We start from the raw sequence: 20,379 nt of genomic DNA, 5'->3' as shown, positions 1-20,379 counted from the left end.
AAAGAGAGCACAACATGAAGTTTGAGACTGTCCTTTCCCGCTTCGCTGAGGTCGCCGAGCAGAACGACGGCGGGTATCTCGCGATCTGTCCGGCCCACAAGGATTCCCGCCCTTCGCTGCGTATCTGGCGGGGGGATGACAACAAGGTTCGGATCACGTGCCGTTCCGGTTGCGAGACGGCTGACGTCGTCAAGGCTGCCGGTCTCACCTGGGGCGACTTGTTCAATGCGACCGGCGACGGTCTGACGATCTCTAAGGAGCGTCCCGCCATGGTCGGCCCCGGTCCCACTGCCGCACTCGCCGCGTACGTCGACACAACAACGCTCGCCCTGGGTGCCTACGGCAGCGCGACGGCAGCCGACGCGCTCAGCTACCTTGACCGGCGCTTCGGGCTGGACCTTGAGACGGCAGCGGAACTCATGATCGGTGTGGACGACGGCAACGGGGGTTCGTTCCCGTTCCGGTCCCGCGCGTATCTCGCGTTCCCGCGCATCACGGTTCCGCTCGCTGACTTCCGGGGCGTTGCCCGTGGGCTACAGGGTCGGGACATCACCGGGCAGTGCCCCGGACGGTGGATCAGCCTTAGCAACCCTGAGGGGGCGCGGTGGGCCCCGTACGGCGTGTTCCGGGGTCAGGGTGGCTACGGGGTCACGCTCGTCACTGAGGGGCCGGGAGACGCGCTCACAGCGGTTGCCGTTGGGTACGACGCGGTTGCCGTCCGGGGTGCGTCGCTCGCTGCGTCGCCTGAGTTGATCGCTGAGCTTGCCGCCGGTCTGCGCGGGTCTCAGGTGATCGTCTGCGGAGACAACGACGCTGCCGGTAACGGCTTCACGGCTCGTCTCGCTGACGGTCTTGCCGCCCACGGGGTCGACGTGTTCACGCTCGAAGTCCCGTACGAGGGTGCCGACTTGACCGACTGGCGGGAACGGGTGGGGGCTCGTCGCTTCCCGTCTGAGCTTCACCATGCCGTCAAGGTGGCGAAGCCGGTTGCCGGTAAGGCCGGTAGCGCCGTTGTCGACGCCGACACTGGGGCGCTCGTCCCGGACACCGACGAAGCGGCGCGGGCCGTCCGGCTCATGACTGAGCTTGCCGACCGTTACGGCTCGTCTGACGTCCTCAACGCTCACGCGCTCGTCTCGTTCACCCGTGGTCACATCAAGTTCGCGGCCGGTCTCGGCTACTACGTGTGGAACGGCATTACGTGGGAGCGCAGCGAGACCCGCGTACGGCAGGCAATCCACTACATGGGGGCCGCGCTTACGGTCGCTGCCGCTGAGCTGAGCAGTGCGCACAACGCGAACGGCGGGGACGCGAAGAACGATCCGGGGGAGCGTCTGCGCAAGGTGGCGAAGGGGTTCACGCTGACGCGCAACATTGATGCGCTCATGCGTGAGCTTCGGGCCGTCCCGTCGGTGCACGTCGATGCGTCAGAGTTCGACGCGCGCCCCGACCTGCTGAGCTTCCGCAACGGGACCGTCGACCTTAGGACCGGCGTACTCCGTCCGCATGATCAGCGCGACATGTTGACGTACGCGCTGGACATCGATTACGTGGCTGACGCCGAGTGCCCCCGTTGGGAACGCTTCCTTGATGAGATCTTCCCCGGCAATCCTGAGCTTCCGGGGTACATGCAACGGCTGTGCGGCTACGGCGTAACCGGCCACGTGTCGGAACAGTGCTTCGCCGTTCTCTGGGGCAAGGGTGCCAACGGTAAGAGCGTGCTCACGGACACGCTGACGCACGTCTTCCGGACGATCAGCAAGACAACCCCCTTCGCCACGTTCGAAGAGAAGGGGTCGGGCGGCATCCCCAACGACATTGCAGCGCTGAGGGGTTCGCGTCTCGTCATGGCGAGTGAGGGCGAGAGCGGCAAGCCCATGTCGGAAGCGATCCTCAAGCGGGTCACGGGTAAGGACATGATTGCCGCTCGATTCCTGCGGCAAGAGTTCTTCGAGTTCAAGCCGTCGTTCCTGCTCATGCTCGCCACCAACCACAAGCCGAAGTTTCGCGGGCAGGACGAGGGGCTTTGGCGACGCGTCAAGATGATCCCTTTCAAGCGTTGGTTCGCCCCTCACGAGCGTGACCACACGCTAGACGCGAAGCTGACCGCTGAGGCTGAGGGCATTGCGGCATGGGCCGTCCGGGGTGCCGTCGAGTGGTTCCGGGGTGGGCTGCAAGACCCTGAGGTGATTAAGAAGAGCGTCAAGGAATACCGCGAGACGAGTGACGCTCTCGCTGGGTTCTACCCCGGCGTACTTGAGCCGTGCGAAGAGACGTGCCAGACACCGGGCAACGACGCGTTCAATCTCTACCTTGAGTGGTGCGAAGCCGAGAATCTGCCCGGTCGTGAGCGCTGGACGCGCACCACGTTTTACAGCGCCATGGAAGAGCGCGGGGTGACCCGCAAGAAGACCAACAAGGGCATTGCGCTTGTGGGTTGCCGCGTAGCCGACGCGTTCGGCCGTGAGATCAACAAGCCGTCGGGACCGGGCATCTTCGCTCAGGGCTGACCACAACAGAACAGAACGCCGGACCGGGGCTGACTACTCACTGAGTAGTCAGCCCCTTCGCATGGGGAGAGAACTTGCGTACCTACCGCCACAACGTCGCCGGTGACGACGTCACGGTATATGTCCCTCAGACCGTCGAAGACCTTGAGCGGTTCCGCGATTGGGTGGAGTACGCCGACGCGCGCGGCTCCATCGCGCTGGACACCGAAACCACTGGGCTTGATCTGTTCTCGAACGGCTACCGTCTCCGTACCGTCCAGTTCGGGGACGCCATGACGGCATGGGTGATCCACTGGGAACGCGGGGGCATCTTCCGGGAGTTCGCCGCATGGGCACTCCGTAAGATCGCACGCTTCCTGATTCACAACGCGCCGTTTGATTGGCTCGTGTTGGACCGTCACGCGGGTGTGTCGCTCGAATCGCTCGCACCGCGTACGCGAGACACGAAGTTGATGGCCGGTCTCGTCGACCCCCGGCAGCCCCAGGAAGGGGGCATTGGGACCGGTCTCAAGCCCCTCAGTGCGTACTACGTCGACCGGACCGCCCCGGACACTCAGGGGGACCTTACGGCCGTCTTCCGGTCCATGGGGCTGACGAAGGCGACCGGGTGGGCGGGCATCCCGCTGGACCATGACATTTACAACCTGTACGCGGGGCTAGACGTGATCCTCACGTCTCGGCTCTATCCGGTCCTCAAGACTGAGCTTGACCGTCTCGGCGTGCGTGACGCACTCGTTCAGTACGAGCACGAGATAGCCCGTATCTGCTCAGTGATGCAGCGACGCGGCATGGTGCTGGACATCGATTACGTGCACGCGCTAACGAAGATTCTGCGAGACGAAGAGGCTGAGTACCTGGGGGTTGCCGCCCGGTACGGGGTCGACTCCGTCAACTCCACAAGGCAGATTGCCGAAGCGCTGACGGGCATGGGCGAGACGCTGACGGAGACGACCGCCGGGGGTGCCGTCAAGGTCGATAAGGCCGTCTTGCTCGCTCTCGCTGACTTGGATGACAAGTGGCAGCGCGTAGGGGCCCGATCGGCTAACCCGCTCGCTGACGCGGTACTCAGGGCGAAGCGGTCCGGCAAGTGGTGCACGACGTACGCGGATACGTTCCTTGAGACCGTGGACGATGACGGGCGCATTCACCCGTTCGTGAATTCCATGGCTGCCCGCACGGGACGTATGAGTGTCACGCGTCCGGCGCTTCAAACGCTGCCGTCTTCCGATCAGATGATCCGGCGTGCATTGCTCGCCGAAGAGGGGCACGTCATGGTGTCCACTGACTTTCAGGCAGTGGAAATGCGCGTCCTCGCCGCACTCGCTGACGTGAAGCGAATGAAGACGGCGATTGCCAACGGTGAGGACTTGCACGACTTCACGGCGCGGCTCGTCTTCGGGGAAGGGTTCACGAAGCATCACCGGAAGCTCTGTAAGGGTGTCGGGTTCGGCAAGGTGTACGGCGGTGGCGCTGCCACGATTGCCCGGCAGACCGGCGCACCCATGGACGACGTCCAGCGCGCCATTACGGCGTATGACCGGGTGTATCCGGAGATCAAGCGCGCGTCTGCCCGCTGGCAGCGTGAGGCGTACCAAACCGGCATGGTGCACGTCAGTGTGACCGGTCGACGGCTTCCGCTGGACCGGGACCGTACGTATGCCGTCGTGAACTACGCGTGTCAGTCGGCAGCGCGTGACTGTCTGGGGCAAGCCATGATCGAGATGGAGAGCGCGGGGCTTCTCGACTACATGCGGTTGCCGATCCATGACGAAGTGTTGTGCTCGGTTCCGGCTGAGGATGCTGCCGATTTGGCACGCGAGATTGAGCGTTGCATGACGTTCGATCTCTTCGGCGTGCCGATCGAAGCCGAAGCGGAAGTTGGGTTGCGTTCCTGGGGCAGTCTGTACGGCGCTGACGTGTGACCCCGGTCACGTGTTGTGGTTACCGTGCGGTGTGTTGTGACTACAGAGGGCAGCCTACTCACTGAGTAGTCTGTTTTCTGGGTCACAACGCAAACTTTTTCTTGCCGTTCGTAACCATGATCGTTTGCGGGTCCAAACCTTGATCTCTTAGGTGATCCGCCCGTTACCTAGTAACGCAACCGTCATACCTAAGGCTGACGTCCGGTCACGCCTTCGAAACCACGTAAACCACCTACCCCCGTCCGGGGTCTTCCCCTGTGAATCGCCCGTTGCCTACTCAGTGAGTAGGCACGTAGGTTCCAAACACAACGCAACGACGAACGGCACTGATCAGGCCCCGTCTAGCAAACCCCCGGACGGGGCTTAGCTGTGCCCACTCTCTGTAACCACGCCTTAACACCCCCTTGCCAAAAACAGGGTGTGACCCAGGCCACACAGAGCTGATCACGTGCTCCGCCCCTTCCGGGGGGTCGACTCACTCGACACCGAGTGAGACCACTCGGAAGGAACACAACACATGTCGCTCACCCTTGCTCAGGTTCGTACCGCTCAGACCGGCGAGAACCTTGCCGAGAAGATGGCAGCAACCACGGCCGTCGTTGAGGCCACTGAGGGCCGGATAGCCCAGCTTGCCGAGAAGGCAGCGCGCCGCATGGCACCGACCGGCGGAGACCGGTACATGGACTACCGCGACGAGTTCGCACAGGTCGGCCGGATCACCGTGTGGGAGTCGCTTAGCCGCTTCACCGGCGAGACCGTTGATTCGTTCTTCGCGTTCATGTACGCCACCGTTGAGGACGCGCTTAAGGATGCCGTCCGCAGCGAGCGCAACGGCGCTGCCGGTGCCGACGCTGACGCCGTAAAGGTCTTCGGGTCCATGCTCGAAATGGCTGACGGGGATGTCTTCCTTGCCGAGAAGCTTTCACAGACCGTGCCCCCGAAGGGTCGCCGTCTCGGTAAGGACCGGGCCAACGCTGCCCGTCTCGCGTGGCAGGGTGCCGAGTCCATCGACGCGCCCCGTCCGGCCACGGGTGAGGGCGAGCAGTCGCCCGGCTCGTACGCCGAATCAATCGCGTCTGACTACGGCGTCCCTGAGTACCTGATCACGTCTGAGGACATCACCCGCGAAGAACGCCGCATCAAGCTCGCCGTTGTGAACGGCGTGTTGGACACCATGGGGCAGGGGCAGGCTGACGTGATCCGCTACAGCTTCGGAATCGCTGATTACGAGTGCTACGGCTACGGCCGCGAGAACAACCGGGATGCCGAACTCGCTGAGCACCTGGGCACAACCACGAAGCTCGTTCAGAAGAACCGTGACAAGGGTTTCCAGAGCTTCACGAAGCGATACATCAAGACCGTTGCGAAGAACGAAGCGCACGCCGCTGAGCTGACTGAGGCTGCCGCCGCTGAGCGCGCCCGGTAGGGGGTCGACTCACTAGCCCCTAACTGAGACCCCCGAACGAGGAGAGAAACACAATGCGCACCTACACCACCCGCGACGGCGGCAGCGTTCAGACTCGCTCGCTGGACGAGTTCCGCACGGACATGCATTACCGCGACGCGGACGGCCGGACGGTCGCAACCGTGGTTATGGCGAAGGGTGACGCCGCGCGGCTCGTCGCTGAGATCAGCCGCTAAAGCTCAAAGCCAATTGGCCGGATTCCTTCGGGGGTCCGGCCTTTTGGCAGTGGGAGACAAACCCAACGCATTGGAGAGAACGCACATGCTCAAGACCATTCGCGAAGTCAAGGCCGTTCTTACCGCTGAGGTCGGCAGGGTGCTCGTGTGGCACAACGACAAGGAAGCCCGCGCGATCAGCGTTGCCGTTCCGGGGGACCGGGCAAAGCTCACCCCGTCTCAGGCGCGAGAGCTTGGCTTGTGGCTGATCGAAGCGAGCGAGAACGTGAGCAAGCCGGACCGCTCGCCGCTTCGCAATGCGTCGGTGCCGCTCGCTGCTGAGCGGACTGCCCGCTTCGAGCGCGCGACCCCCCGCCCGTGGTGACGCCAGAGTTCAAGCCCCCGAAGCTGACGGGGGAAGCGCTACGGGCAGCGGAGTACGTAGCCGAACGCGCTGACATCTTCCGCGCGGCTCACGCACTGCTCAAGTCGTTCGAGTGGGACGAGCCGACCTATCCCGAAGACGTTCTAGGGGTGGCTTCGTTCCTCGCTGGGGACTAGCCATCATCCGGGCCCGTCAGACTACTCAGTGAGTAGTCTGACGGGCTCTTTCAACTAGGGGAGAGACCTTGCACGTTGACGTCATCGCATCAACAACTCTGAGCTACCCGCGCGCACTTGAGAACGCGTATGGGTACGACACCCGCACGGACTACGGGGAGTCGCACGCTGACGCTCTCGCTGAGGCTGCCGGGCGCATCTGTTACAAGTCGTTCGGTCGGCCCAACCCGAAGACGGCAGCGAACGCCGACTACCTAGCGAACATCCTTGCTCAGGGTCATTACTCCGTGCTTGAGCACGCGTCCGTGAGCTTCCTTGTCCGGGGCGTGTCCCGCTCGCTACTCGCTGAGCTGACCCGACACCGCCACCTGAGTTTTTCCGTGGTGTCTCAGCGGTACGTCAGCTACGCCGAGACGGAACCGGTCATACCTCCCGCACTCGTCGACCGGGAGTCGGCCCGGTACGTGCTTGAGACCGCGTACCTTGACGCGCTTGCCGATTACGAGAACCTGACACACCGGCTCGAAGCCCAGGGGCTCAAGCGCAAGGAAGCCCGCGAAGCGGCCCGGTCGGTGCTGCCGAACGCTGCCCCGGTCGACATGGTGGTTACGGGCAACCTGAGGGCATGGCGTGACGTGCTCGGTAAACGGCATCACGTGGCCGCTGACGCTGAGATCAGGGTCTTCGCGGGGCTCATCCTCGCTGAGCTTCGGAACGTCGCTCCTGGGGCCGTTCAGGACATCCCCAACGAGCCGTTCGGGGGTGGCGAGTGAAGCGGGCAGCGTTCTTCGTGTTGGGTCTCGCGCTCGTCGTCGTGCTGCTGACGGGTTGTGACCCCGGTCCGGCGTGCGAGCGGTACGAGACACACACCACGATCGTCACGACGTACAACGGCACGGCCGTGAGTGTGCATCCGGTGATCACAACGACATGTGTGGAGTACGCGAGTGAGTAACCGGCTTTCCTGGGATGACTACTTCCTGAACGGTGCACGTTGGGTTTCCACGCGTGCCGACTGCACCCGCGCTCAGGTGGGGGCAGTGCTCGTCAACGCTCGTCACGAAGTCCGGGGGACGGGCTACAACGGTGCCCCTGCCGGTGTCCCTGGGTGTGCCACTCAAGGGGCGTGCCCACGTGGGCAGTTGAGCGCTGAGCAGTGCGCGCCGGACAGCGATTACGCGAACTGCATTGCCGACCATGCCGAACGCAACGCGATCAACCACGCTGCCCCGGCTGAGCTTCCGGGGTCGACGCTGTACGTCACGCGTGAGCCGTGCCCGCAGTGCTGGACGCTGATACTGGCGAGCGGCATTGCGCGCGTCGTGACTCCCGAACGCGCTTACAGGCGCGCCTAGTTGAGAGCCCCCTACCTTCGCGGGTAGGGGGCTTTCGTCGTTTCTGACTACTCACTGAGTAGTCTGGAAATGGCCGAAAGCGGCTGATTTTCATGCTAGAGTTTCACTCGTGAGAACGCAGCGAACGAGAGGCAAGAACATGAACGCTCAGCCGAAGACGAAGGCAGCGAAGAACGTCAAGGCCGGTGATTGGGTCGTGTTCGGCGGAATGGCTTTCCTGGTGGGGCAGCCTGCCACTGAGACCAACGGTGACATCTACTTGCCGATGGGCTACATGGGGTCGCACTTCCGCCCCGCTGAGCGAGTGAAGATGCATTACAGCAAGTAGCCACCACGGAAAGCCCCCAGGCAGTCATAGAGCCTGGGGGCTCTTTCGTGTCTCGATGTCCTTTGTTGCCGAAAGCAACTATCTGAGTTGTGGTCATTTTGGTCATTGATCTTCTGCACCTGTGGTAGTAGTCGGCCGTCATTCTGGGGAACGAGGTGCTTGAGCTTTAAACAGTTCTCAGGCAGCAATGGAAGGGAACTTCCACTTGCGAAGCTTTGGTCATGCCAATCGCTCCATATGACGTCGAACTGACGTTTACCGTCCCGGTGACGACCCCGGACGGCCGTACGCAGTACCGCTCTTGCGTCTTGCTCGAAGAGCTGACAGCCGTAGACGTGATCGGCACGTGGCGAGACTTGCCCCCGCTCATGCGTGCCCACGGTGGCGCGGTCGCTCGCATCCTTGAACACACCCGATACCGGGGCTTCCGCGTCGCCGTCCGTGGCGTGCTCTCGCGCCGTCTCCTGGGGGTGGGGGAGTGGTGCAAGTCCCCTGAGACCGGCGAGCACCTGGGGCGGCTTCTGTGGACCGCTGAGGGGCTTTTCGAGCTGAACCCCTGGGGGGATGGACCCGTTGCCGCGCTGCCCGGCTTGAGCCACGTGAAGCCGAAAAGGCGCGCATCCGTTTAGCCCGTCTAACGATCTTGCTTGAATATGCAAATATGTTCCGGAATCCTCCGTTCCGCTTGAAAGGTCCCGCGTGTCCGCGCGTCATGCCCGCACTGCCCCCGCCCGCCGCAATGCCCTACCGGCCTTTGCCGTCACGGCTACGGCAGGCACGTTCGTTGCCCTGAGCACGATCACAATTGCTGCCGCTCAGCGACCGGAAGCCCCCACCATCACGCGACGCGACGAGCTGACCGAGCTGGACGACACCGAGCAAGCCGACAGATCGCCGTCTGACGGCGAGCCGGACCCCAACCCTTCCCCCGGTGCTCCCCGCATCCCGCCGGGCGCTCAGCGGGCATCCAGTGCCCCCAGTGCGCCGACTGAGGTGAAGCCGTCGCCGAAGGTGAGCAAGACTCCGCACGCTGCCCCGAAGACGAAGCCCAAGAAGCGCAAGAAACCTGGGGTGTTGGAAGGGACGAAAGACGCGCTCAAGGAAGAGCTAAAGCACGTGGTACCCGGCATCGAGAAAATCCCGGATTGGGCCCGTCCGATCGTCCATGACGCTCAGCACCACGCAGCGAAGGGGACGACCGTTCAGGCGTACATGAACCGGTCCGGCAAGCTCGTCGTCTGGGTGCGGGTCGACGAAGCGAAGACGGCGCAACCTGGGTTGTTGGGCGGCATGTTGAACGCGTCGACAATGAGCGTCGATACGCCGACGGTCGACGTCCGGCTAGTGGTCGATGACCCGACAAAGGCCACGCGGTCCGACCCGACGAAGGTGACTGTCACCGTGACCAATCCCGATACGGCGGAGACGACGACGAAGACGGCGAAGGTGACCGCACCCGCAAAGGTCACGGACGTCGCTACGAAGACCGTCACAAAGGCCGTGCAGGAATCGAGCAAGGCAGAGACGTCTAGCCTGCCCGCATGAGAATCACATGGGCCCTTGAGGGGCACGGCGTTGGGCAAGCCGAAGCGGTCGACGTGGATGCGGCAGCGAGAGCCCTGAGCGCTGCTGTGCGGGACGCGTACGCAAAGGATGGGGTGAGCGTCCAGGCGCACGTTTTGGCGACCGTCGTTGCGCCCCTCAGGGCCCAGCTCGTGACGGACGGCCGCTTTGCCGTCGAACGGGGTAACGAGTGGTCAGCGTCCCGGGGCGGCATTTTGGTCACGCTAGTTCCGGCCTGACGTCGGCGCGGCTACCTTGACACCCATGACATCGAAACTGACTCCCCCACAAGACCGGTACGAGGTTCGGCCCCTTGCCGACAAGTGGGGGATCAAAGATCTCGCCATGGGGCGCATGTGCAAGCTTGACGGCCGGTTGTTGGTGTGGCCGGACCGGCACGGCGCGTTGGAATGGCTGAGGCACTGCTACCGGACGTGGGGAACCAACCCTGCCCGCCACGAAGAGCCCCCGCCGTCGCGCCTGTGGAATAGGCGGCGGTACAACCCCCGTCAGCCTGATTCCCCGTGGGTGGGGTACACCACTCCGCCCGAACCCCGTGAAATTCCCTACTGGGGCGCGCACTAAAAAGCCCCCGGACGGTCATAGCGTCCGGGGACTTCGGTCCCACTTTAAGGCCCCGGCTACCCGTTCACGTAACGGGCGGTCGGGGCTTCGTGCTGCCTGAGTAGGCTTACTCACCGTGGACGAAGAGAAGGCATGTACGCGGTGCGGCGTGGTCAAGCCCCTGACCGATTTCTACGCCCGGAAGTCCGCGCGAGACGGGCATACGAGTGCCTGCACGGAATGCACCCTTGGTGCGCAGAAAGACCGGCTAGCCCGTAACCCTGAGGTCGCTAAGGCCCGATCGGCTCAGGCCACGGCACACGCGCAAAAGCTGAAAGCCGAAGACCCTGAGGGGTTCAAGAAGCGGAAAGCCGCTGAGGCAGCAGCGCGCCGGGCGCGAAAGCTAGCCGAAGACCCTGAGGGGGCACGGGCCAAACAAGCGGCGTACTCGCGTGCCTCGGCGCAGCGTAAGAGGGACGAACTAGCCGCGCTGCAAGCCCAGGTGGCCGAACTCAGTAAACGCCCCGCAGACGGCCCCTGAGGGCATTAGGGTGATCCACGTTCCCCCGTGGTGAGGACATGCGGAAGAGGGCCGGAAGCCCTCAGACCGTCCAGCCGACACCCACGGGCGACGCTCCGCGCTTCGACGGATGACGCGGACGGAACGAGCCCCGCCGGAGTAGCTACCGGCGGGGCTTCCTGCTGTCTCAGGGGCGCGTTTCCGCAGGTCAGGGTACATGTCGGTAAACTGTTACTATCGTTCGGTGCCACCACCAAGATGGACGGCTGCGCCGCGATCTACCCGGCGCTGGCGGCGATCTTCATCGCGCAGATCTTCGACGTCCAGCTGGGTGTCGGTGACTACGTCCTGATCGCGTTCGTCTCGGTGATCGGCTCGGCGGCCACCGCCGGCCTCACCGGCGCCACGGTCATGCTGACCCTCACGCTGTCGACGCTGGGCCTCCCGCTGGAGGGCGTCGGTCTGCTCATGGCCATCGACCCGATCCTGGACATGATGCGTACGGCCACGAACGTGGCGGGCCAGGCGCTGGTCCCGGTGATCGTCTCGGCCCGCGAGAAGATCCTCGACCACGACGCGTACAACTCGGCCTCGTCCTCCCCGGTCGACGACGCCGAGGTGCGTGACGGCGAGCCGCAGCGCGTGCCCGTCGCCGCGTAGCCGCACCCGAGGTACACAGGAGCGCCCCCGGTCCGTAAGCAGGGACCGGGGGCGCTCCTGTCGCGTCGTACCGGCCGGGGCGCGTGTCTAGCGGGCCGCCCCGACAGGTGTGGCCGCCGACGTGTTCCGGGCGGTCTGCCGCTGCTCGGCGAAGGCCCGGTTGGCGTGCGTCTGCTCGCGATAGGCGTCGGGCAGGTCCGGCATCGCCAGCAGGCGGTCGCAGGCGCGGATCGAGCCCTCGTAGTCGCCGACCCAGTAGGCGGTGATCGAGAACTCGAAGAGCAGGCCCCAGCGGTACACCCACGGCTGGACGAACAGCAGGTCGTCCGGCGCCTCCCGGTCGAGCGCCGTGCTGACGAAGGCGTGCGCGGCGCGGTAGCGGCCGAGGCAGCGCAGCCGGGAGGAGATTTCGTAGCAGGCTTCGAGCCGCTGCGGGCGTGACTCCCAGGCGCGTGAGAGGGCGTCCATGGCAGCCGGCCAGTCGTCGGTCTCGGCTTTCAGGATTCCGGCCTGCAGCAGCGCGTAGTACACCTCCTCGTCCCAGCCGCCCATCTGCGCGCGGCGTTCGTACAGGGCGGCCGCCTTGGCGGTGTCGCCCATGTCGCGCATGGTCTGTGCCAGGTAGAAGACGGTACGGGTGTTGGAGGGGTCGCGCTTCAGCTCGGCGCCGAGCAGCCGGGCGTCGCGTTCGAACTTGTCGTGCCGCGAGCCGCCGTCGGCGTAGTCCTCGATGACGAGGGCGTCGAGATTCGGCTGGTCGTCATGCCGGTCGGCGGTGAGGTACTCATGGGTGACGCCCTCGTACCGCCAGGGCAGGTCGCCGCGGACCAGACGTTTGATCCGGTATTCGGTGGAGCCTTCGTGCCTGAGCATGTACGAGTCGGCGGTCAGCGGGGGCAGTGGGCCCTCCCGGCGGATCACCAGGTCGGCGTCGAGGAGCAGCAGATAGTCGGCCTTGCCGTGGGCGTGCTTGATGTTCAGCGTTCGGTTGTGGCCGAAGTTCACCCAGGGCTCCTCGTGGAGCTCGCCGGGGAGGCCGTCGAGTGCGCTGCGGATCAGCTGCTGGGTTCCGTCGGTCGAGCCGGTGTCGGAGATCACCCAGGTGTCGATCAGGCCGCGGACGGAGGCGAGGCAGCGTTCGATGACCGCGGCCTCGTTCTTGACGATCATGCACAGGCAGATGGACGGTTTCATGGCAACACCAATTCCCGGCGGACAGGTGCGCGTGACCTTACGTACGGGGCCGGGCGGCGCGGCTGCGGCACGCCGGAACAGCCCGGATTCACCGAGGTGCGGGCACCCGACCGGACGTCGCCGATAGGCCAATGCGTTAAACAGAGCCGCTCTGCTGTCAAGGGGTTCCGGCTGCGATCCGATGAACCGACGGAAGCGTGAACACGCTTCGTTGTGGCTTCACTTGATTCAGCTCTGGAAGGAGCAGTGAATGAGTCCTGAACACAGGACTCCTCTCTCGGTCCGATTCCGCGGCGGCGTGCGTGGCTGACCGGCACCACGGTCGCCTCGATCGCCCTTGTCATCACGGGGTTCGCGAGCCCCGCGGTCGCCGCGGCGCAGCAGGCGCGTCCGGTTGCTGGCAGCAGCACCTAGTTCCGTCGGGCGGCGACAATTGCAAGGTCGAGAAGCCCAAGAAGCCGAAGAAGCACAGGTCGCTCGCGAGCGAGGCGCAGACGCAGGTTGCGCTCGGCGGCGGCGACAAGTGCAAGGTGGGGCCCACCGGGCCGACGGGGCCGACGGGACCCAGGGGTCCGAAGGGTGACACGGGCGCGACGGGCGCCAATGGCGCGACTGGTGCCACCGGTCCCACCGGCGCGACGGGCGCCAATGGCGCGACTGGTGCCACCGGTCCTACGGGCCCCACCGGTCCTACGGGCCCCACCGGTCCTACGGGCCCCACCGGTCCTACGGGCCCCACCGGTCCTACCGGTCCTACCGGCCCCACCGGTCCTACCGGCCCCACCGGTCCGTGTGCCGACATCGACTCCCTCGACCCGAACAACGCGGAGGAATTCAGCGCCGTACTCAGCGGCGGCAACGCGTTCGTCGGACGCCGGAACACCAACCCCATGCCCCCGCAGGGGAACTACTCGTGGGTGAATCTCTCGAATAACACCAACTACCCCTCCAACGCCTGTTCCATCTCCGTCGTGGACCACGGGAACGACTCCTACGTGAAGGTGCTGACCACCACCGGTCAGGTCTGGGAGACGCACGGCGTCACCAACGACGGCAACTTCATCTGGCTCGAACCCTGGACGCTGTTGGTGTTGCAGCCGGCCTGACCGAACGAGGAAAGTGATTGTGTGTGCTGTGCTCGCCGGGTTCCGGCGGGCACAGTGCGCACGGTGCCCCGTCCGCAAACCGGCTGTCCGGAACCGGGCCGCCACTGCTCCGTACGACGCCGAGGAGACCCGCGCCGTACTCTTACCGGGGAGTGGCACAGCGGGGCAGGAGGAAGTCGGCGTGGGTGCTGTGAAGAGCAGACGGATGCCGCGTGCCGTGCGTGAGCAGCAGATGATGGACGCCGCCGTGCAGACCTTCGGGCAGCGCGGATACCGTGCCGCGTCGATGGACGAGATCGCCGAGCTGGCCGGGGTGTCCAAGCCACTGGTGTATCTGTACCTCAACTCCAAGGAAGAGCTTTTCACCGCCTGCATCCGGCGCGAGGCGAAAGCGCTGGTCGACGCGGTACGGGCGGGGGCGGAGCCGGGACTTCCGGCCGACCGGCAACTGTGGTCCGGACTGCGCGCGTTCTTCACGCACACGGCGGAGCATCCGGACGGCTGGTCGGTGCTGCACCGCCAGGCGCGTACGCACGGGGAGCCCTTCGCCGCCGAGGTCACGGCGATGCGGGACGAGATCGTGGCGTTCGTGACGGGTCTGATCGGGGCCGCGGCACGCGAGGCACACCACGGTCCGGCGCTCCCCGACCGCGATGTGTCGGGGCTGGCGCAGGCGCTCGTGGGGGCCGCGGAATCGCTCGCCGGGTGGGCGAACGAGACCCCGGGCGTCTCGGCGAAGGAGGCCGCGGCCACCCTGATGAACTTCTCCTGGGCGGGGCTGGAGAACCTTATGAACGGCCGTCCGTGGCAGCCGCCGAACCGGGCCGGGGACCGGGCGGCCCGAGTGTTGTCCCGGTGAGGTGGACGCGGTCCGCGCCGCGCAGCTGGAAGCCGGTGGAGTCCGCCGCGTAGGTGACGGTGGCGGGCAGCAGGACGGGGGCCCTGAAGTCGGCCCGTACCCACCGGACTTCATCGGGCCGCGGTGCCTCGGCCAGGCAGCGGGCGACGGTCCACATGCCGTGGGCGATGGCCCGGGGGAAGCCGAAGAGTCGGGCGGTGAGCGGATACAGGTGGATGGGGTTGCGGTCGCCCGACGCGGCACCGTAACGGCGCCCCAGATCGCCGGGGAGCCGCCACTCGGCGACGGCGGGAAGCCCGGGGACCGGGTTCGGGTCCGGGGCTGAGTTCGGGGCCGGGTCCGGGTTCGGGGCCGGGTCCGGGTTCGAGTCCGGGTTTCGGTTCGTGTCCAGGGCCGGGGCCCCCGTGATGACGGTCGCGCGTGTCGCATGCCGGGAGAGATAGCCGCTGCGGGACTCCCAGACCAGCTCGCCCGCCAGCCGCGCCTCGGTGACCACCGTGACCTCGGTGCCGCGCCGGTGAGGGGCCGACCCAGCGGTGTACACCGTGAGTTCGAGCAGATCGGCGGGGTGCAGGGCCCGGTGACGGGTGATCTCGATCCAGGTGTGGACGAGCCCGACGACCGGCAGCGGGAACCCCCTGGCCGTCATCAGCCGCATGGCGAGCGGGAAGCCCAGCACATGCGGGTACGTGAGCGGCAGCACACCCGGCTCGGAGAAGCCGCAGACCCGGCGGTACGAGGCGAGGGGGGCCGGTGCGATCGGCGCGGCCGGGAGGACCGCCCGGCCGGTGGGTACGGCGGCGCCCGGGCGGCCGGCCCTCTTGAACGGGGACGTGACAGCTGCCCGTACGAGTGTCACGTTCAGATTCGGCATGGGTCACGCACCCAGCAGGCTCTGGCCGCAGACCCGCACGATCCGGCCGTTGACGGCCGTCGAGGAGGGCTTGGCGAACCAGGCGACGGCCTCGGCGGCATCGACCGGTAGGCCGCCCCGCGCAAGGGAGTTCATCCGGCGGCCCGCCTCCCGGACGAAGAGGGGAACGGCCGCGGTCGTCTTCGTCTCGAAGAAGCCCGGGGCCACCGCGTCGACCGTGACACCGTGATCGGCGGCGGCACGCGGAGCCAGGGAGCGGACCAGGCCGATGATGCCCGCCATGCTCGCCGCGTAGTTCGTCCGGCCGGTGTTGCCCGCGATACCGGCGATGGACGCGGTGGCGACGATCCGGCCGCCGCGGTTGACGGTGCTCGCCTTGAGCAGCGCGTCCGTGGTGCGCAGCACGCTGTCGAGATCGACGTCGGCGACACAGGCCCAGCGGCCGGCCGGCATGTCGGCGAGCCGGCGGTCGCGGGTGATGCCCGCGTTGTGGACGAGGACGTCGAGACCGCCCGGGACCGCGACGGCGATCCGTTCCGCGGCATCCGCGGCGGTGATGTCCAGCGACCGGGTCTCCAGCGACCAGCGGCGCAACGGGGCGGGCTGCGGGAGGCCGAGCCGCCGGGTCAGGAAGCGGCCGGGTGCTGTGCCGGTGAAGTGCAGACAGCGGTCGGCCATTGTCCGGACTCCCTGCTCGGTCCTGGATTTACTCCAAAGCAAGGTTACTCAAGAGTCAGGAGCTGGTCGAGATGAGCCGGCCGGGATGATCCCCCTCGCACTCCCGCAGCCCCGCAGGGTCGCGGTGATCGGCGGCAGCCGCACCCCGTTCGCGCGCTCCGACGGCCCGTACGCACAGGTCTCCAACCAGCAGCTGCTCACTGCCGCGCCGGACGGCCTGGTCGAGCGGTTCGGGCTCCAGGGGCAGCGGGTCGGCGAGTTCGTCGCGGGTGCCGTCCTCAAGCACAGCCGCGACTTCAACCTGGCGCGCGAGACCGTACTCGGCTCGGCGCTGGACCCCCGCGCACCCCCGCGTACGACATTCAGCAGGCATGTGGCACCGGCCTCCAGGCCGTCATCGCCGCCGTCGGCAAGATCACGCTCGGTGCGATCGACTCGGCGATCGCGGGCGGTACGCACACCACGAGCGACGCGCCTCTCGGCGTCAACGACGAGCTGCGCAAACTGCTGCTCACCGCCCGCCGGGCAACGTCGACAGGGGCCGGAATCAAGGCACTTGCACGCGTACGTCCACGGCACCTCGTCCCGGACATCCCACGCAACGCCGAACCCCGCACCGGCCTCTCGATGGGCGACCACGCGGCGGTCACCGCCCGTCGCCGGGGCATTGGCCGCGAGGACCAGGACCGCCTCGCGGCCACCAGCCACCAACGCCTCGCGGCCGCGTACGAACGCGGCTTCCTGGACGACCTCGTCGTCCCGTTCCAGGGCCTGACCCGCGACCAGAACCTGCGCCCCGACTCCACGGCGGAGCAACTCGCTGGGCCTAGGCTGGTGTTCGGCGCCGACCGCCCCGACGCGACGATGACCGCGGGTAATTCCACCCCCCTCACGGACGACGCCGCGACCGTACTGCTCGCCGGCGAGGAATGGGCCAGGGCCCACGACCTGGAACCGCTCGCCCACCTCTCGCTCCACGAGACGGCCGCCGTCGACCACGTGAACGGCGAGGACGGCCTCCTGATGGCCCCCGCGTACGCCGTACCGCGCCTGCTGGAGCGCGCCGGCCTCACCATCGAGGACTTCGACCTGTTCGAGCTCATCTCCCTCTGCGCGGCCGGCGGCCAGGGCGTCACAGCGATCCTCGAACGCCCTGAACCACCGCTCCGACCGGGCCCCGGATTCCACCCGTGCTCCGGCCTGACGTATCAGTCCGGCCGACGCCGAATTCCACCTCGTTCCGGCCTTACGCACCGATCCGGCCGGGCACACCATGTCGGCCGGACACCAGAATCCACCCCGCTCCAGCCTGACGCATCAAAGCGGACAGGCGCCAAAATCCAGCCCGTCCGGCGATTGAGGACGAAACGGCCGCCGGACGGACCCGGCAGAGCCGCCCGACCCACGTTCAGGAGCCGCACATGTCCATTCACGCGCGCTTCTGGCGGGCAAAGGTGGCCGGTGCTGACCGGCCGGAGCGCTTGGTGACAAGATCAGCCGCGAATTTACGATTGTTGATGGTCTGTTCGCGATAGGAGGCCGGAAGGTCGGGCAGGGCGAGGAGGCGATCGCAGGAAGCCAGCGATCCGCGCGCATCGCCGGTCCAGTAGGCCGTGATGGAGTGCTCGAAGAGCAGACCCCAGCTGTAGATCCAGGGCTCCATGAACAGCCAGTCCTCGGGGACGGGGCGATTGAGGCCGGCGGCGGCGACGGCGTGAGCCGCTTGATAGCGCCCCATCTTCCGTAGCCGGCAGGCCAGTTCGTAGCAGGCTTCCAGCCGCTGCGGACGGCTTTCCCACGCGCGGGTGAGAGCGTCCATGGCACCGGGCCAGTCACCGCTGTCGGCATTGAGCACCCCCACTTGCAACAGGGCGTAATACACCTCCTCCTCCCAGCCGCCCATGCCGGACCGGCGCTCGTACGTCGCGATCGCTTCCCGGGTCTCACCCATGTCACGGAGGGTCTGCGCGAGGTAGAAGACCGTTCGGGAATTGTGCGGATCGCGCTTGAGGTCCTGGCGCAACAGACGGACGTCCCGGGTGAACTTGTCCCCGCGCGAGCCGCCGTCGGCGAAATGCTCAATGCTGAGGACCTGGAGATCGGCGACGGTGTGCTGCTGCGCGGTGGTCAGATACTCGTGGGTCGCACCCTCGTACCGCCACGGAATGTCCCCTCTGACCAGCCGGGGGATGCGGTATTCGAGGGCGCCGAGATGACGCAGCATGTACGAGTCGGCGCTCAGTTCGGACAGCGCGGACAGCGACCCCTCTCGTCGGACGGCCATATCGGCGTCGATGAGCAGGAGATAGTCGGCCCTGCCACGTGCGCGCTGGATGTTCAGGGTGCGGTTGTGGCCGAAGTCGGTCCAGGGGTCCTCGTGGAGTTCTCCCGGAATTCCCTTCATCGTGGCGCGGATCAATTCCTGTGTTCCGTCACGGGAGCCGGTGTCGGAGATGACCCATGCATCCACCAGGTCGCGTACGGAGTTCAGGCATCGCTCGATGACCTTCGCCTCGTCCTTGACAATCATGCACAGGCAGATCGACGGCTTGCGATGCAGAGCGGGGGACCGTTCTTCGGAAGGACGGTCGATCAGATTTTTCATATACAACTCCCGATCTGGCTGTAATGGAGTAACGCCCCGCGGCGAATTGGTGCGGTGTGCGGGATCAGTCGATCCGGTCACCGAGGAGAGCGACGCTAGTGCGCATGAATCCGGCGGCCACGACGCGACACGGAGTTCTCGGGGGCGCGCGGGTGGCCGGACCGTCATGGCCAATGCGCCTAACCAGGCTGAAAATAGGGGCAGATGGCCGAAGCATCCGTCACTCACAAAGGGAACGGTCCGTACCCGGACGGAAGATCAGCGGCGTGGCGCATATGCCCTCACCCTGTTTCTCCTGTCACAGTCACGGTTCCGATCCACGTAGATCCGGTAAGGAATCCAAGATGCGCAAATCGAGAAGCTGGGACATCCTGTCCCGTTCAACCCTGGGCGCCATGTCGCTGGGAATGACCCTGGCGCTGTGCCCCATGGACATCGCTCACGGAACGCCGAACCCCACGGATTCGCAGGCGGTCAACCGAGTGATGGCCAGCCGGGTGGCGGCCAGCGTGTCCGGGACGGTCATCTCCCAGACCTCTCAGAACATTCGCAGCGGTCCCACCACCCAGTCGCAGATCGTGGGCAATGTGCCGTCCGGCGGCACCGTGTCCATCGCCTGCCAGGTGGTCGGCCAGAACGTCGACGGAAACTCGCTGTGGTACCTGCTGTCCAACGGCACCGGCTGGATGAGCGCCCGCTACATCGCGACGCAGACCACCGTGCCGTTCTGTGACGACTACCCAGGAACCGGACCTACCGGTCCGACGGGACCGACGGGACCGACGGGCCCGACAGGTGCCCACGGCGTGACCGGTTCGACGGGTCCGACGGGTGCGACGGGTCTGCAGGGCGTGACCGGTCCTACGGGTGCGGCGGGTGTCAACGGTGCCAATGGCGCTACCGGTGCGACGGGTGCGACGGGTGCGACCGGTTTGACCGGTCCGACGGGTGCGACGGGTCTGCAGGGCGTGACCGGTCCCGCGGGTGCGACGGGTGCGACGGGTGTCAACGGTGCGACTGGTCCCGCCGGTCCGACGGGTGCGACGGGTCTGCAGGGCGTGACCGGTCCCACGGGTCCGGCGGGTGTTAACGGCGCCAATGGCGCCAATGGCGCCACCGGTGCGACCGGTGCGACCGGCTTGACCGGTCCGACGGGTGCGACGGGTCTGCAGGGCGTGACCGGTCCCGCGGGTGCGACGGGTGCGACGGGTGTCAACGGTGCGACTGGCGCCACCGGTTCGACCGGTCCCGCCGGTCCGACGGGTGCGACGGGTCTGCAGGGCGCGACCGGTGCCACCGGTGCGTCCGGTGCGGTCGGTGCTCACGGTCCGACGGGTGCGACCGGTCCGACGGGTGCGACGGGCCTGCAGGGCGTGACCGGTGCCACGGGTGCGTCCGGTGCCAATGGCGCCACCGGTGCGACCGGTCCCGCGGGTCCGACGGGTGCGACGGGTCTGCAG

General features: G+C 66.4%; 17 protein-coding genes and 3 pseudogenes. 16 read left to right on the top strand and 4 right to left on the bottom strand.

Annotated elements, in window-relative coordinates; translation table 11 throughout:
• Positions 1 to 14: 14 nt before the first annotated feature.
• From ACFVV1_RS07750 to ACFVV1_RS07700, 11 genes are all read left to right on the top strand, one after another.
• A complete protein-coding gene (locus ACFVV1_RS07750) occupies positions 15 to 2,510 on the top strand; it encodes a phage/plasmid primase, P4 family (RefSeq protein WP_389986008.1) in 2,496 nt (831 codons plus the stop codon).
• Positions 2,511 to 2,584: 74 nt separating this feature from the next.
• Positions 2,585 to 4,432 carry a DNA polymerase gene (locus ACFVV1_RS07745; protein ID WP_389986005.1) on the top strand — a complete coding sequence of 616 codons (1,848 nt, stop codon included), beginning with the start codon at positions 2,585 to 2,587 and terminating at the stop codon, positions 4,430 to 4,432.
• A gap of 517 nt (positions 4,433 to 4,949) precedes the next feature.
• A complete protein-coding gene (locus ACFVV1_RS07740; protein ID WP_389986002.1) occupies positions 4,950 to 5,858 on the top strand; it encodes a hypothetical protein in 909 nt (302 codons plus the stop codon).
• A 53-nt stretch (positions 5,859 to 5,911) separates the two neighbouring features.
• Positions 5,912 to 6,073 carry a hypothetical protein gene (locus ACFVV1_RS07735; protein WP_389985999.1) on the top strand — a complete coding sequence of 54 codons (162 nt, stop codon included), beginning with the start codon at positions 5,912 to 5,914 and terminating at the stop codon, positions 6,071 to 6,073.
• Positions 6,074 to 6,158: 85 nt separating this feature from the next.
• Positions 6,159 to 6,437, top strand: coding sequence for a hypothetical protein (locus ACFVV1_RS07730; protein ID WP_389985996.1), 279 nt, complete (start codon positions 6,159 to 6,161; stop codon positions 6,435 to 6,437).
• A 244-nt stretch (positions 6,438 to 6,681) separates the two neighbouring features.
• Entirely contained in the window at positions 6,682 to 7,386 is a 705-nt protein-coding gene (thyX, locus tag ACFVV1_RS07725; protein WP_389985993.1) for an FAD-dependent thymidylate synthase, read from the top strand.
• Positions 7,383 to 7,568, top strand: coding sequence for a hypothetical protein (locus ACFVV1_RS07720; protein ID WP_389986405.1), 186 nt, complete (start codon positions 7,383 to 7,385; stop codon positions 7,566 to 7,568). The genes thyX and ACFVV1_RS07720 overlap by 4 nt, the downstream gene beginning before the upstream one ends.
• On the top strand, positions 7,546 to 7,968 hold the full coding sequence (locus tag ACFVV1_RS07715; RefSeq protein WP_389985989.1) for a deoxycytidylate deaminase: 423 nt from the start codon (positions 7,546 to 7,548) through the stop codon (positions 7,966 to 7,968). The genes ACFVV1_RS07720 and ACFVV1_RS07715 overlap by 23 nt, the downstream gene beginning before the upstream one ends.
• Before the next feature lie 109 nt (positions 7,969 to 8,077).
• A complete protein-coding gene (locus tag ACFVV1_RS07710) occupies positions 8,078 to 8,296 on the top strand; it encodes a hypothetical protein (protein ID WP_389985986.1) in 219 nt (72 codons plus the stop codon).
• Between the two features lie 699 nt (positions 8,297 to 8,995).
• The gene (locus ACFVV1_RS07705) at positions 8,996 to 9,841 is read left to right on the top strand and encodes a hypothetical protein (protein ID WP_389985983.1); all 846 of its coding nucleotides are present in this window, start codon (positions 8,996 to 8,998) and stop codon (positions 9,839 to 9,841) included.
• A 1,150-nt stretch (positions 9,842 to 10,991) separates the two neighbouring features.
• On the top strand, positions 10,992 to 11,603 hold the full coding sequence (locus ACFVV1_RS07700) for a dicarboxylate/amino acid:cation symporter (RefSeq protein ID WP_389985980.1): 612 nt from the start codon (positions 10,992 to 10,994) through the stop codon (positions 11,601 to 11,603).
• Between the two features lie 87 nt (positions 11,604 to 11,690).
• Here ACFVV1_RS07700 and ACFVV1_RS07695 read toward each other — a convergent pair whose 3' ends face one another.
• Positions 11,691 to 12,797 carry a glycosyltransferase gene (locus ACFVV1_RS07695; protein WP_389985977.1) on the bottom strand — a complete coding sequence of 369 codons (1,107 nt, stop codon included), beginning with the start codon at positions 12,795 to 12,797 and terminating at the stop codon, positions 11,691 to 11,693.
• Between the two features lie 533 nt (positions 12,798 to 13,330).
• On the opposite strand from ACFVV1_RS07695, the pseudogene ACFVV1_RS07690 reads away from it, so the two are divergent.
• From ACFVV1_RS07690 to ACFVV1_RS07680, 3 genes and pseudogenes are all read left to right on the top strand, one after another.
• A pseudogene (locus tag ACFVV1_RS07690) lies at positions 13,331 to 13,585 on the top strand (hypothetical protein); the annotation flags it as partial.
• A gap of 129 nt (positions 13,586 to 13,714) precedes the next feature.
• Entirely contained in the window at positions 13,715 to 13,903 is a 189-nt protein-coding gene (locus ACFVV1_RS07685) for a hypothetical protein (protein ID WP_389986402.1), read from the top strand.
• Between the two features lie 205 nt (positions 13,904 to 14,108).
• Positions 14,109 to 14,762 (top strand): TetR/AcrR family transcriptional regulator, encoded by a 654-nt coding sequence (locus tag ACFVV1_RS07680; protein WP_389986386.1) that lies wholly within the window; start codon positions 14,109 to 14,111, stop codon positions 14,760 to 14,762.
• On the opposite strand, the gene ACFVV1_RS07675 is transcribed toward ACFVV1_RS07680, so the two are convergent.
• Both ACFVV1_RS07675 and ACFVV1_RS07670 read right to left on the bottom strand, forming a co-directional pair.
• The gene (locus ACFVV1_RS07675; protein WP_389985974.1) at positions 14,692 to 15,636 is read right to left on the bottom strand and encodes a MaoC family dehydratase; all 945 of its coding nucleotides are present in this window, start codon (positions 15,634 to 15,636) and stop codon (positions 14,692 to 14,694) included. The genes ACFVV1_RS07680 and ACFVV1_RS07675 overlap by 71 nt on opposite strands.
• A 3-nt stretch (positions 15,637 to 15,639) precedes the next feature.
• A pseudogene (locus tag ACFVV1_RS07670) lies at positions 15,640 to 16,200 on the bottom strand (SDR family oxidoreductase); the annotation flags it as partial.
• 199 nt (positions 16,201 to 16,399) lie between these two features.
• Between ACFVV1_RS07670 and ACFVV1_RS07665 the strand changes: the two are divergent.
• Positions 16,400 to 17,469, top strand: a pseudogene (locus ACFVV1_RS07665) (acetyl-CoA C-acyltransferase); the annotation flags it as partial.
• Positions 17,470 to 17,743: 274 nt separating this feature from the next.
• Here ACFVV1_RS07665 and ACFVV1_RS07660 read toward each other — a convergent pair.
• Positions 17,744 to 19,000 carry a glycosyltransferase gene (locus tag ACFVV1_RS07660; protein WP_389985971.1) on the bottom strand — a complete coding sequence of 419 codons (1,257 nt, stop codon included), beginning with the start codon at positions 18,998 to 19,000 and terminating at the stop codon, positions 17,744 to 17,746.
• 263 nt (positions 19,001 to 19,263) lie between these two features.
• Here ACFVV1_RS07660 and ACFVV1_RS07655 point away from each other — a divergent pair.
• The coding region (locus ACFVV1_RS07655) for an SH3 domain-containing protein (RefSeq protein ID WP_389985968.1) at positions 19,264 to 20,379 on the top strand (1,116 nt) is incomplete at its 3' end.

Origin of the sequence: Streptomyces sp. NPDC058092 (genome assembly GCF_042884935.1) — a bacterium.
GTDB lineage: Bacteria > Actinomycetota > Actinomycetes > Streptomycetales > Streptomycetaceae > Streptomyces.
The sequence above is the reverse complement of the archived record's forward strand: the minus strand, read 5'-3'. Positions and strand labels throughout refer to the sequence as shown.